Source organism: Legionella nigrisilvae, from assembly GCF_977063395.2.
In genome coordinates this window covers 494,114-507,868 of sequence record NZ_CDRUGZ020000027.1, presented here as the reverse complement: position 1 = coordinate 507,868, position 13,755 = coordinate 494,114, and the positions used below count along the sequence as shown (strand labels likewise).

Here is a 13,755-nt window from a genome sequence, read left to right as displayed (position 1 = left end):
GAAATTCTATGCAAGTTACTCTATCAGAAAATTAATCTGCCTGCAAAAGACATCGATATTAATATCGCATTTTAATTTGCGAATATTGAAAGCGGTAAAAGTATTTTTGATTTATTGTTTATGAAAGCAACTGCTCTTCTTCTTCATATTTGAGGGAGGCTTCGTGTAGATTTTTTTCAAAACCTACTGAATTCATAATCTGAATTGCTTCTAGAGCAATTTTTTCGCGAAATTCGGGTCTTAAATTTGCGGAAATAACTAATTGATGAACGTTTTCATTGTCATCTCGAATAAAACTGGCTTCGAAAATATAATCTATCGCTAGTAAATCATCCTTATTATTTTTAATTTGTTTGGTATTCAAACCAAATAATTTTAAATTTTTATTAGTCAGGTCAGTAAAGTTAGTACGGATGTTGAGGTTAATAACAAATTTGGTATTTCGTTTAAATGAAATCATTCGACTGCCACATCGTTTTAAGATTTTACGATAAATGGAAGGTATGTTGAGTAGTTTTAGATAAAGTGGAGTGATTAGATGGGTAAATATATTTTCAAGTATGTTGGGTTTAAAGGAACCTATGGAACTCAGTTTTATTAAATTTGAACAGTGCTGATAGTTACTTGTATCAATAATCGAATTACGTAGTTCTTGAGATAGACCAGTCAAAGTTGCCGCCTCATCAAGGATAATTTTAGCCGGCTCAACTCTCAGGAAACAACCAATTGTATTATCATACATTGGATTATCACGTGTTGATTGAATGATATTCATGAGGGTGTAAGGTGTCTCACTTTTACAGTTACCGGAACAATTTCGTAACGCCAATGCAATTACAGCGCATAACGCGTTATTGATACTTATATGATTTAGTTCGCAAAAAAGCTTGAAATGATTTAAAGAGGCTTCTGGTATGACTGAGTACGTGGAATAAGGAATTTGTTCAGCTTGCATATTACGAACTATATACTCCTCGGGAAAAGTAAATAAATGGGTATCTTTTAGATACTTCTCCCAAAATGGAATGTCTTCATCCAGGTGAATTTTCATTGCAGATCGTTCATTAAAAATATGTTCTTTAAAGTGTGAGTCTAGTGCAATTTCATCAAGCATTAAGTGCGTGTATCGTTCATAAAAATGAGATAACTCAGCGAATAAAATATCAGTACAATGCTCATCAGAAATTAAATGCGGTATGCAAATTTGAAGCTCAGATTCGTTCTCAGTTAAGTAAAATAATTTGCCGATAATTAAAGCTGTTTTTTTCGGCCAGGGATAAAAATCAATGAGTTGTGTCATTGAATCTTGCAATTCTTTTTCACTTTTGTGGGACGGAAGCATTGTAAGATCAGTAGTTGCGAGTTTAAATGACCATTTTTTTTGTGTTTTTTGGGCCGGTTTTAATTTGAAGATTTGATAAGTAAGTGTTTCATGCTTTTTTAAAATCGCTTGAAAAGCAAAATCTAAAGCCTTTTCGTTTAAGTGACCACTGAATCTCTTTCTAGCGACAATATTTAACTTTTGTGCTCTGGGTTCAAAAATATGTGACATCCAAAGTAAAAACTGGAAATCACTCAGAGGTAGATGACTTATTTTATGATAGCTAACTGTTTTATTTTTTGTTTTTTTCTTATTTCTTTTTGTGTTTCTAACAATAGGAGCTAAAGCTGCAATGTTGGTGGCCTTATAAAAGTCAGATAGACTGATAGTTCTATTTAATTCATCATTTATTTTTGAAATGATACGTGCCGCAGATAAAGAATGTCCCCCTAAATCAAAAAAATTATCATGAATACCAATGAGTTGAACGCCCAATTCATCTGACCAAATTCGCGCAAGTTTTTTTTCAAGTGCAGTAACAGGCTCAGTATAATTATAACTCGCAGTTAACAAAGGTACAGGTAATGCGGCTTTATCCAGCTTTCCATTCCTAGTCAAGGGAAACTTATCCACATTTACAAAAACTGTAGGAACCATATATTCCGGTACCTTTTGGTGTAAATGCTGGCGTATTTGATTCGTATTTAATGAAGCTTCGGGGTCTTTTAAAACGTAATAGGCTACCAAGCGTTGTTCTCCAAAAGCATCTTTTTGGGGCAGTACTGCAACTTCTTCAATACCGGGATGGCCAATCATGTGTTTTTCAATTTCGCTTGGCTCAATACGATACCCACGTATTTTTACTTGCTCGTCAATTCTACCTAAATATTCAATGGTTCCGTCAGGCCGTTTTTTACATAAATCCCCTGTTTTATATAAACGAGTTTTACTTAAGGTAATAAATCGTTCTTGTGTAAGTTGAAGTTGATTTAAGTAACCGCGCGCCAAACATGTCCCCCCAATAAAAAGCTCACCGACCTCTCCATCGGGAACCGGTTCATTGTTGGCATCGAGAATAATGCAACTCATATTAGTGCCTGCAATGCCAATAGGGACATTCGTATCCAGATAGGAGCAGTTCAAATTAGTAACTTTATATGTTGAAACCGCCACCGTTGCTTCAGTGGGTCCGTATTCATTAAATAGAACATGTTTAGGATAGGATTTAAGCCAAGATTGACATTCAGCAGCAGATAAATTTTCTCCTCCGAGAATAATGGAATGCAGGTGCGGCAATGTAATGAAATTATTTTTTATTTCGTGCAACAGCACTTTAAAATAACTTGGAGTTAGTTTAATAATGTTGATGCGTGCTTTCGCTAGATAATGCAAATACGAGTGAATTTCCTTCTTTGTTTTTTCCTCGCAAAGAACCACAGTTAATCCCAACATTAATGGCACAACGGTCGTAGTGACTGACATATCAAAAATAGGGTTTGCAGAAAAATCGATACGCTGTTGCGGTTTGCACTGTGTATAGTGGGCAAACCAATGACAATAATTGACCACCGAACGGTGTTCAATAAGCACGCCTTTGGGAGTTCCAGTAGAGCCCGATGTATAGATGATATATGCTAAATGCTCTGGAGTATTTGTTGGAGATGGATTATTCCATGCTTGTTGGTTGATAACCTTATCATCAATGTCCAATAACACAAGAGTTCCTTGATACGGTTTAAATTTATCTTTGAACATAGATTGAGTAATTAAAATTGAGGCTTTGCTATCCTGAAGTAAAAAAAATAAACGATCCTCAGGTTGCGATGCATCTATCGGTAAGTAAGCACCACCTGCCTTTAAAATGGCTACAAGTGTAATTAGAAAATCAAATGAACGCTCCAAACAAAGTGCAATAGGAGAATCTGGTTTTAAGCCTAAGCTTTTTAAGTAGTGAGCGAGTTGATTTGCTCTTCGATTTAGCTCGCTATAAGTCAGTTGTTCATTTCCCTTTACAGCAGCAATATGATTTGGGAAATGATGCGCATGTTCTTCAAATAAGGCTTGTATTATTTTTTTATTCGCCATTTTCTTATCCTAAATTCGGCAGTTAAAGAATAGCGGTAAACAAAATTTTATGCTGAATTTAAAGTCTTAAAGTATTTTTTATTTATTATGAAGTGTCATCCCCCTCAAATTATTGGAATTACCTCATCGGTTATAAAAAATAATTAAAAACCCTTTAAATTCAGTATAGTAAACCTTTTGGGATATTCAAATTCGAGTTAGGATTATAGTTTGGGTAGAATTCGATCCAGCCATTTAGGTAGATACCAGAGCCAATTTTTAAAAATGGCCATGGTTGCGGGGACTAAAAAACTTCGTATTAAAAAGGCATCGACGAAAATAGCAACAGCAATGCCAAGACCAAATGCTTTGACCATCAAAACATCAGCAATCAAAAAGGAGCAGGTAATCACAATAACAATAAGTGCAGCACTGGTAATAATACGACTGCTTTTTTCAATGCCAAATATAATGCTTTTGTTATTATCACGAGTTAATTGATGCGCCTCTTTGATTCGAGAGAGCAAAAATACTTCATAGTCCATCGAAAAACCAAACAGGGCACAAAATATTATTACTAATAAACTGATATCGAGCATTTCTTGTGGTTGGAAGTTAAGAATACTGGATAGATATCCCTGTTGGAATACGAAAACCAACGCACCATATGAAGCACATAAACTTAACAAAGTCATTATTATTGCTTTCAGAGGCAGGAGGAGAGATCTTAATAATAGAAGCAAGATCAAATATGAAAATACAATAATCCATAGAACCGCATAGGGCAGATAACGATAAATACTGTGTAACACATCAATATTACTCACTGTTACTCCGGTAAGTTGGACCTTTAATCCGCTGCCTATTTTTATATTTTGTAATTCACTTACCAGTTGTTTCGTTTCTTCCGAGTTAACTGGATATTTGCTAATTACATTAATGACTGCCATATGTTTGGTCGTTGTCGTATCCAATAATTGTTTTACCTGGGGATCAAGCAATTTTTTATTCAAATGATAAAGCGTGTAATATTGATTCTTTTTAAGGTCGGAAGTGCTACTGATAATACCATTGACCTCTTTGACACGTGGATTATCTTTCAATTTATGTACCAAATTATATATTTTGGATAGGTTATTGCGAGACAAAATAGATGAAGAGGGCGATTCGATCACTAAGATTATAGGGCTTAATTGTTCAAGCTGAAATTTCTTTGCATAGGTATCATAAAAAGCTCGGTTTTCTGATTTCTCAGGGAAAATACGATAGTCAGAGACACCAAATTTTGCCTCTAAAAAGGGATATCCAAGCACTAACAAGAAAATAAGAATAGGGAAGAAAAAAAGATAGGGATGCCGAACAACTCGTTCTGCGAGCCAACGCCAAGAACTGGAGTGATTTTTATTCTTATATACGTGTACTGATAGAAAATTAATCTTTGATTTCAGGACGGCAAGAATGGCAGGTAAAAAAATTGTAGAGATTAATACTGCAAAGAAAACGGCAGCCAAACCACCTACCGCAACGGAAAAAAGAATGTTAACAGGAAACAAAAATAAAGCACTGAGGCTTACAAAAACGGCCAACCCACTAAAAAAAATTGCTTTTCCAGCTGTTTCTTGGGTAGTTGCTATCGCCTCTTGAACCGTTAATCCGTTCTTTAGCTCATCTCTAAAGCGATTTATAAAAAATAATGAATAATCAAGACAAAGACACAAGCCGAGCAATAAAGCGATGTTGATGGTGAAAATGGAAAGGGTAAAAAGATGCCCAAAGAAATAAAGCGTTGTAAGAATAATGATCGCGCACCCGCCGCCAAGAATAATTGGAAGTGTGGCAGCAACTACCGACCCAAATACCAGAATTAAGGTGATAATCGCTATAGGCGTGGCGACAATATCTGCTTTATATAGGTCGGTTTGTGTTTGTTTGTTCACATTTTCTACGAACAGCGGTTCACCTCCAATCCACATAGTCATCTGACTTGGTTTTTTTATGGAGTCTTTAAATTGATTTAATAAATCATTAGTAAGAGGCTTATTGCTTTTGATGATCACGGCAACATATGCTGTATGTTTATCTTTGGAAATTTGATGCGTATCATCAGGATAAATAATTTTGTGTTTAATGGGAAAATCCTTTAAATCAGCCAAGGATTTTTTAATTTTTTCTTTGAATTTATCTTTTGTCGCTAAAAGCTTTTTGCTGTGGTACATGATAAGAAATTTATTTTTATCATTATATCCCAATTGTTTATTCATATACTCTTCGGCACGGGCACTTTGAGAGCTTTCATCCACAAATCCAGTGGTCTTAAACGGTGTAATAATGTGCGGCAAAAAGGGGATACAGAGTAAAATTGCAAGCAACCATAAAACTATAATGGGCCAACGAAGCTTATTTATAAATCTTCCTAATCGGTATGACAGTGCTTTTTTTTGCATGTTTATCGCGAAACTCCAAGTTCCGTAAACTCATTAAAAATAATGACTCTTTTAATATATTAGTATAAATTAGGCATTATGTGTAAATTAATGAGTGAAAAGCTATTTGTGCATCAATATCAGGATTTAATAACTCTTTTTGATCGTTGCTTTGGCAAAGAATTTAATACCAGGCTCATTAAAGGGGATGATGAGCCCATTTATCTACCAGCAAATGAGGCGCATTCTTATAATGCGTTATATTTTGCTCATGGTTTTTTTAGCAGCGCACTCCATGAATGTTCTCATTGGCTTATTGCGGGAGAAGAACGTAGAAAGCAAGTGGATTTTGGGTATTGGTATATGCCTGATGGGCGTAGTGCAGAACAACAAGCTTTATTTCAACATGTTGAAGTAAAGCCCCAAGCATTGGAGTGGATTCTCTCAAAAGCTGCCGGGCATAAATTTCATGTCAGTATTGATAATTTAAATGGTGGTGCAGAGGCGGAGTCGGACACGGTTGCTTTTAAAAAAGCGGTTTATGAGCAAGTAGTTTATTATTGTCAGCATGGGTTACCCGCACGCGCACAAAAATTTCGTGATGCTCTAAGTTCCTTTTATGAGCAATCAAAAATTTTAAGGGTTGAGGATTTTTCTTTAGAAGAATTATGAGCTCTATAGAATCCATATAGTTACGTGGAGCGCACTACAGCGGATTTAAATGGTGTCACTCCAGTTACACTATACATCAATGATGTAACGCTACTCCTAATGTCCAATCCAGATTTTCCGCTGAAGGAACATAATTTAACTGTTGATTTGCTGTTAAACCATATCCCTCGACCATCAGCGCATAATAAAAAGCAGGTAGAAGACAATATGACTCAATGTATTCGTTGTTTGGAAATTGATTACTGAGACGTTCCCATTGTTGATGACAGATCAGATTGTTTGCTTGTTGAAACAAATCTTGAATGGTCAATTGATTGTTTTGAAATTGGAACGGTTTGCTTTCTGCAAGATTTGGAAAACCGCCGATGGCGTACCAAGAGCTGATATGACTCGCAGAAAGAATAGGTTGTACCTCTTTTTTGACCTTATGCATTTTAATTAAAGGAGATACCTCTTGCTCACAAAGTAAAGCATCACCTTGTCCAGTACGTCCGTCAGAAAGTGGATAACCCTCAGAAAAGCAAGAAGCAGTATCGAGAAGTTGATGGGCCATTTCATTTTGCCCAAGTCCTAAGAAACTATGTACGGATAAATTGATATGTTGGCCGTATAGATCCAATTCAACTTGGGTTCCTTTCTCTTCAGTATTTTTTTGTATTGGGAATACAATTTGTACTGAGGCCCCACCAATATCCATGACTCCTACGGGAGTACTAGAGGGCGATTTGAGTGCGCCTATATGATAATTTACCGCTAGCCAGTCGTATAATGCTTCATCATGTCCAGTGATGGTTTTGGCTTCTATAAGCTGCCATGCAGATTGTTGGTTAAACCATTTTTGTACTTCTTGATAGTAAATTTTTTGTTTGGTTTGTGGTACAAGACGCATTCCTGCGGTTGCATAGAAGTAAACAGGAATGTTTTGTACAGGAGCTCCGGAGAAAAGGGTAGTGAGATATGCATCTATAGTATTTTGGTTTGCCTCAATGGTAGCAAATCCAGGTTTTATCTTTTTGGACCATATTTCTGCAATACCGGATGGGGTATTGGTTTCATCAAGATCATAAGCAAAAATATGAAGTCTTGAACCGGTACTTCCAGCATCTACTACCGCGATACATTGATGTTCATTACACGCAGCAGGATCAGCATAACCCTCATTAACTAATACAAAAAGACATGAGATAATGAATAAAAATCGAAGCATGGGAAAAGTCTCAATAAAAAGTCAGTAAATGATACATTATGTATTATTTGTTTTCAACATGATATTATGTTGAAAAAATGATACACTACTTTTTTATATTTTTATGTAGGTAAATGAACCTTCATGCTTTCTGGTTGGAAATAATCTAACCTGCTTTTTAAGTTAGTCTTCAGGCAGTATCAAAATGATAAATCAAGAATATCGCGGTTCTATCTATGCCATTTTATCCGGTTTCCTATACGGTTTTATAGGTTATTTTGGTTTGAGTGCGATTAATGGCAATCTATCTGCCAGCACAATGCTATTTTGGCGCTTTTTAATTTCCAGCATGATTATTTTGCTTATAATGCTGCTCAAAATAAAAAAAACGACCGATTCTTACAAAAATATGGGGATTGCCTTTTTAACAGGTGCTTTTTTTTACGGCATATCAACTTGGCTTTACTTTTTAGCATCTCAATATATAGGTTCTGGATTGGCAATGGTTATCTTTTTTACCTACCCAGTACTGATTATGTTGCTGAATTATTTCTTTTATGAGCAGTCTATTCGACGTGTTTACTATTTCGCTATTCTAGTAATTTTAATGGGTATGGTGCTTATGGTGGACTTCGATGCATTGTCTTTTAACTTGTGGGGTATTTTGTTAGGCGTTGCTTCAGCTTTTTTTTATGCTTGTTACGTGATTGGCAGTAAACGAAACGAGCTCTCTCCAAATATGTCTACCTTTATGGTTTGTTTGGGATGCATGGTAACCAGTTTATTTTTTTCACTTTTTAATCATTCCTTTACAATCCCTTCATCAATAGATGTTTGGTACCATCTCTTTGGAATTTCAATTATTGCAACGGTAGCTCCCATTATTTTGTTGTTGTACAGTCTGAAATACATCAGCTCAGAAAAAGCTTCCATTTTGTCAGTTCTAGAACCCGTGTTTGTGGTCATTTTTGGAGTATTCCTCTTAGGTGAAAAAGTGAGCCTATGGGGGGGTGTGGGAGTGGTATTGGTATTGACAGGTGCACTTATTACTTTATTCAGCCATAAAATTAATTTGGGCTCATTAAAGTTTGAGTTCATACGACGCAGTGAAGATGTCGGGTAGCTTGGTTTTAGACCCTAGTATAAGCATCCTCGTAAAATGCTGGCTACCTGAAAGATGGCGCAGTCGTAAACCGGAACTAAGCAAGAGCCTCCGGATTACGACACATACTGTAGTGATCAGATAATTTTAATACCAACTTCCATTGCAACCACCGCAGCCCCCACAATCACTCGCACAAGTTCCGCAACATGCGTTACCGTTAGAACAGTTGACTAAGAACCCAGTTGAACACACTAGAATTACGGCCAGTATTATTTTTTTCATTACCTATCCTTGTTATAGTATGTATATTAACTATACTCTACGATTTTAAGTTTAACCAATTTTTATTCAAGTTTTCTAACGTTTTTTCTCACTATTATGGATTGAGAAAAAAGGTTATTAATTTCTAATGCTCTGCAATTTGTAGCCATTGCAATTTCCATAAATTATAAATAAATATTTGATTTTGTGTAGTATTTAAATATACTGCAAGTACTTGATGGGTTAAGTAACGATGATTTGCCACATAGCTAAGTAAATCATGTGATACACCCGTTATTTCCCACTCACAGCCGTTAATATAGAGTTGATATTCGGATTGCTCATCCGCACTTTGATAAGCAAAGCGACACGAGGCATCTCTAAAGAGATCTAATCCTGTGTTTAATTCGTTAATAAAACTTGGTAAATCAATTAATTCATCTTCTTCTAATGGCAAAGGTAATTGATGCTCTGCTTGTAGATCCAACTGTGTTGCAAAGCATCCAAACCATGATTTCATAATGTGTTCATCACTGATTAATTGTTGTAACAATCTTTGCGCATTGTTCCAGGCCGGGCGAGTGATTTCAGAAGTATTGCGCAAATGAGACCAGTTGGGATCTTGATATAAAGTTTTGAATGTACCTTTTTCCGCTAAGTACTCACTAAGACTTTCCAATAATTCTTGTCCTTGATAACTGCGAAAACCAAAAGAATAGGTCATGCAATCCTGGGTCAGTGAAATGCCATGATGTCCCACATGGGGAGGAAGATACAACATATCGCCTTCTTCGAGAACAATACGTTCTTCGACATCAAATTGCTCCATAATACGAAGTTCGAGATCTTTGAGATAATTATGAGTATTGCATTTTTTAGTGGTAAGTAACCATTCTCGTCTACCCACGCCTTGATATAAAAAAACATCATAATTATCGTAGTGAGGTCCAACACTCCCTTGAAGTGCAGCATAACTAATCATGATATCGTCGATCCGCCATTGTGGGATAAAATCAAAATGTTCAAGCAAGGAATAAACTTCAGGAATTAATCGATCAACCCCTTGTACGAGCAAAGTCCAATGTGTTGGCGGGAGAGTATTGAAATCATGTTCTGAGAACGGACCCCGTTTTAAATGCCAATACGGTTTTTCATTGGGTGTTTCTAAAACCAACCGACTTTCAACATCTTCTTCCAGAGCCAGACCAGCCAACTCATCGGGAGATAAGGGATTAATAAAGTCCGGGAAAGCATTGCGAATTATTAGAGGTTTTTTTTGCCAATATTCACTAAGAAAAGTTTCTACAGAAATTTGCTGAAGATTGATCATGGGTCGTTAATACTCCATAGTCATTTGTACCCTTAATTCCACTGCGTAAGACCGGGAACATAGGTAAACAAACGTGTCTGTTAATTCGATTGTAAAATCCGTTCTAATTCACCTTTCGCTTGGCGTGAGAAACTGATTAAATCGCTTTCTTTTTCAAAAAAATCAAAGGATTGAACTAATGTAGTTTCATCGTGTTCTTTGAAGGCTGTTGCTTTTTTTTGAATGTCCTCCTGATTATATCCTAAGAATTTCATAATCTCTTTGGTCATACTCAGAGAAGAATCAAATAATTCTCTAATAAAATAATCCACACCTACTCGATGTAATTCAAAAGCATGGCGTCGATTACGAGCTCTGGCATAAATCTTTAAATGGGGAAAATGTTGTTTGGCTAACTTCACAATTTTTAAATTAGCCTCTACATTTCCCACGGCGACTATCAGAAGTTTTGCATGTTCGGCCCCCGCGCTTTTTAACATATCCAATCGGCTTGCATCCCCGAAATATCCGACATAACCGAATTTTCTGAGCAGCTCAATTTGTTCTGGATTTTTTTCCAATACGGTCATTTTTATATTTTCACCGTTAAGCAGGCGCCCTATAATTTGCCCAAAACGTCCATAACCTGCAAGAATAATCCCATTTTTTTCATTAAACGAGTCGTATTCTCGTTCCGGTAAAAAGCTCATAAATTTGGGTATCACAAATCGATGATAAAAAAGCATTAAAAAAGGAGTCGCAAGCATAGATAATGCAACAACTAGAGTGCAAAAAGCGGCACTTTCTTGACTGATTACTTTGGTCACCCCTGCATATTCAAAAAGTACGAAAGCAAATTCACTTCCTTGAGATAGGGCAAACGCAAAACCCAAGCTTTGCAATTTTGTTAAATCAAAAAAACGTCCCAATATATACAAGATAATTGCTTTACAGGTAATTAAAGAAAGTACAGCCATAATAATCAGCATGGCTTTATTAGAAAAAAGGGAGAAATTCATCCCCATCCCTACAGAGATAAAGAATAATCCCAGTAAAATGCCTTTAAAAGGTTGAATATCAGCATCCACTGCATGTTTATATTGAGAGTTAGCTAACACTACACCTGCAATAAAGGCGCCTAAAGCAGGAGAGACCCCTATAGATTCCATTAATAAAGTCACACCTACTACTAAAGCTAGCGAAAATGCGGTAAATACTTCGCGTAGATTGGTTTTAGCAATAATTGAAAACAAATGTCTAGATAAGTAGTGACCCACTAGTATAACTACTCCAATCACGCCCGTTACCAAAATTGCATGCATCCATCGTGGGAGATTCATGATAAATGCGGTTTCGTGGATATTGATTTTTATATTTGCATGTTGTTCAAGTAATGGAATAATAATTAGAATTGGGATTACTGCAATATCTTGGAATAATAGTACAGCGAATGAGGTTTCACCTTCTGCGGTTTTGAGCAAGTTTTTTTCTTGAAGTATCTGCAAAACTAGAGCAGTGGATGACAGGGACAAAGCCATACTTACTGCTAAAGTTGCTCGCCAATCAAAGCCTATAAGGAGCCCAATGGCTGTTAAGATACTTGTAGTTAAGAGTACTTGTAAACCACCTAAACCCACAATTATTTTGCGAAGTTTCCATAACATGACTGGTTCTAATTCCAATCCAATCAGAAACAACATCATAATCACGCCAAATTCACCAAAATTCATAATTTGTTGTGAGTTTGCTATAAGTTTGAATCCGAAAGGACCAATAAGGATACCTACAGTGAGGTAACCGAGAACTGAGCCCAATTTGAAACGGCTGGCAATAGGAACCATAATGCTGGCCGCGGCAAGAAAGATGAAGATATTAAGCATTAAGTGACCATTCATAATTTTAACTCTGATTGTTATTTGGCATGACAATTCTTAAATTTTTTTCCACTACCACAGGGGCAGGGTGCATTCCGGGCAACTTTGGGTTTTTTGGTTTTTTCTAACCCCTGCTTATGTACTCCACTTACATAAAACCAACGGTCATTTTCTTTGTGAAATTCACTTAACTCATGGATAATTTTTATTGTGTTATCTTCGGAATAACGTGCTGCAAATTCAACATAACCAATATTGGGATCCGGGATATTCGAATTCAACACTTCTAAACTAACCCAGGTTACGCTTTTAGCCCATTGCTCCGCTTGAAGTTCATTAAAGCCTACTAAAGCTTTTCCTTTCATTGTTTTTTTGATGTAATCAATTTTACCCATACTGTACGCTGTATAGCGTGATCGCATCAATTGTTCTGGAGTTTGTGGGTGCTGTTGTTTTTCAAGGTATAAACCACAACACAATTCATATTTATTTTGTGATCCACAAGGGCAAAGTGACATGATATGATCCAGCAGCTAAAAGTAAAAATTGGATTTTGAATTATATTCGATATAGCTTCAAATTTTTACTAAATTACACATTATTTAAGGTAAAATAATGAATTCCTATTTATTTACACAAAGCGTAGAACAAATCGATCATCAAAAGAGCGTTAATCAATTAGAAGCAGGCAAGGTCTTGTTTTTCCCAGAATATTTTTTTACTCCCGTAGACACGCTTTTATTATCTGAAAATGTCTTGGATGGTAGTCGTAAAAATGTAAGTTATGATATTCGTAATAAAAAGTTAAGCGCTTATAATAAAGATATTGGCGATCTTGAGGTTAAACTCAGGGATATGATGCATGGTTATGCAGAATTTGCCCACCATTTAATTCAGAGTGCTCTTCCTTCTTACGTATCTCATTTGCAATGGGGCAGGACCAGTTTTAGACCTGCGGAAATTAATGGTCGTGTTTCCTCAAAACGTAAAGATGATACACGTTTGCATGTGGATTCTTTTTCGGCAAGTCCTGTCCATGGTTTAAGGATTTTACGAGTTTTTTGTAATATCAATCCTACAGAACCTCGAGTTTGGAATCTTGGTGAACCATTTGAAGAGGTTCTTAATCGGTTTGCACCTAAAATTGCGCCGTACAGTAAAATAAAAGCCAAAATGCTGAAGTGGGTCAAAGCAACAAAAACTTTAAGACCCCCGTATGATCATTATATGCTTCATTTACATGACACAATGAAGTTGGATGATGTTTATCAGGCAAATGTTGAGAAGATGCAAATTGATTTTCCTGCTAAAAGCACTTGGATAGTTTTTACCGATCATGTGTCGCATGCAGCATTGAGTGGTCAGCATTTGTTAGAACAAACGTTTTACTTACCCGTCGATAAAATGGCAACGCCTGATAACTCACCATTGAATCAATGGCAGAAAATTAGACCAGAAGTAAGATCTCATATTTAGATAGGCCTTTAATAAAAAGTAGGACTTTATCTACGAGATCTTTATACTGTTTCCCCAAGCTCTA

At 36.2% G+C, this 13,755-nt stretch carries 9 protein-coding genes; 3 read left to right on the top strand and 6 right to left on the bottom strand.

From position 1 onward, the window contains the following. Nucleotides 1–118 precede the first annotated feature (118 nt). Nucleotides 119–3,406, bottom strand: a complete 3,288-nt coding sequence (locus tag ACWTE2_RS19510; protein ID WP_454783970.1) for an amino acid adenylation domain-containing protein — start codon at nt 3,404–3,406, stop codon at nt 119–121. Nucleotides 3,407–3,609: 203 nt separating this feature from the next. Beyond that, on the bottom strand, nt 3,610–5,829 hold the full coding sequence (locus tag ACWTE2_RS19505; protein WP_454783969.1) for an MMPL family transporter: 2,220 nt from the start codon (nt 5,827–5,829) through the stop codon (nt 3,610–3,612). A 108-nt stretch (nt 5,830–5,937) separates the two neighbouring features. Here ACWTE2_RS19505 and ACWTE2_RS19500 point away from each other — a divergent pair, with 108 nt between their 5' ends. Continuing rightward, nucleotides 5,938–6,480, top strand: coding sequence for an elongation factor P hydroxylase (locus ACWTE2_RS19500; RefSeq protein WP_454784429.1), 543 nt, complete (start codon nt 5,938–5,940; stop codon nt 6,478–6,480). A gap of 76 nt (nt 6,481–6,556) precedes the next feature. Here ACWTE2_RS19500 and ACWTE2_RS19495 read toward each other — a convergent pair whose 3' ends face one another. Continuing rightward, on the bottom strand, nt 6,557–7,687 hold the full coding sequence (locus ACWTE2_RS19495; protein WP_454783968.1) for a multidrug DMT transporter permease: 1,131 nt from the start codon (nt 7,685–7,687) through the stop codon (nt 6,557–6,559). 184 nt (nt 7,688–7,871) lie between these two features. Here ACWTE2_RS19495 and ACWTE2_RS19490 point away from each other — a divergent pair, with 184 nt between their 5' ends. Continuing rightward, nucleotides 7,872–8,789 carry a DMT family transporter gene (locus ACWTE2_RS19490; RefSeq protein WP_454783967.1) on the top strand — a complete coding sequence of 306 codons (918 nt, stop codon included), beginning with the start codon at nt 7,872–7,874 and terminating at the stop codon, nt 8,787–8,789. A 388-nt stretch (nt 8,790–9,177) separates the two neighbouring features. Here ACWTE2_RS19490 and ACWTE2_RS19485 read toward each other — a convergent pair whose 3' ends face one another. The 3 genes from ACWTE2_RS19485 to ACWTE2_RS19475 all read right to left on the bottom strand — a co-directional run bounded on the left by ACWTE2_RS19485 (nt 9,178) and on the right by ACWTE2_RS19475 (nt 12,733). Beyond that, complete coding sequence (locus ACWTE2_RS19485) at nt 9,178–10,362, bottom strand: JmjC domain-containing protein (protein ID WP_454783966.1); 1,185 nt, start codon at nt 10,360–10,362, stop codon at nt 9,178–9,180. Nucleotides 10,363–10,442: 80 nt separating this feature from the next. Next, nucleotides 10,443–12,236, bottom strand: coding sequence for a monovalent cation:proton antiporter-2 (CPA2) family protein (locus ACWTE2_RS19480; RefSeq protein WP_454783965.1), 1,794 nt, complete (start codon nt 12,234–12,236; stop codon nt 10,443–10,445). A gap of 17 nt (nt 12,237–12,253) precedes the next feature. Next, nucleotides 12,254–12,733, bottom strand: a complete 480-nt coding sequence (locus tag ACWTE2_RS19475) for a YchJ family protein (protein ID WP_182390944.1) — start codon at nt 12,731–12,733, stop codon at nt 12,254–12,256. Between the two features lie 97 nt (nt 12,734–12,830). On the opposite strand from ACWTE2_RS19475, the gene kdoO reads away from it, so the two are divergent. Next, entirely contained in the window at nt 12,831–13,691 is an 861-nt protein-coding gene (gene kdoO / locus ACWTE2_RS19470) for a Kdo hydroxylase KdoO (RefSeq protein ID WP_454783964.1), read from the top strand. The last annotated feature ends 64 nt before the right edge of the window (nt 13,692–13,755 follow it).

What these genes read in the sequence shown, in the direction of transcription:
- ACWTE2_RS19505 (WP_454783969.1), bottom strand. Translation starts at nt 5,829, where the DNA reads ATGCAAAAAAAAGCACTGTCATACCGATTAGGAAGATTTATAAATAAG.
- ACWTE2_RS19490 (WP_454783967.1), top strand. Translation starts at nt 7,872, where the DNA reads ATGATAAATCAAGAATATCGCGGTTCTATCTATGCCATTTTATCCGGT.
- ACWTE2_RS19480 (WP_454783965.1), bottom strand. Translation starts at nt 12,236, where the DNA reads ATGAATGGTCACTTAATGCTTAATATCTTCATCTTTCTTGCCGCGGCC.
- kdoO (WP_454783964.1), top strand. Translation starts at nt 12,831, where the DNA reads ATGAATTCCTATTTATTTACACAAAGCGTAGAACAAATCGATCATCAA.
- ACWTE2_RS19475 (WP_182390944.1), bottom strand. Translation starts at nt 12,733, where the DNA reads ATGTCACTTTGCCCTTGTGGATCACAAAATAAATATGAATTGTGTTGT.
- ACWTE2_RS19485 (WP_454783966.1), bottom strand. Translation starts at nt 10,362, where the DNA reads ATGATCAATCTTCAGCAAATTTCTGTAGAAACTTTTCTTAGTGAATAT.
- ACWTE2_RS19510 (WP_454783970.1), bottom strand. Translation starts at nt 3,406, where the DNA reads ATGGCGAATAAAAAAATAATACAAGCCTTATTTGAAGAACATGCGCAT.
- ACWTE2_RS19495 (WP_454783968.1), bottom strand. Translation starts at nt 7,687, where the DNA reads ATGCTTCGATTTTTATTCATTATCTCATGTCTTTTTGTATTAGTTAAT.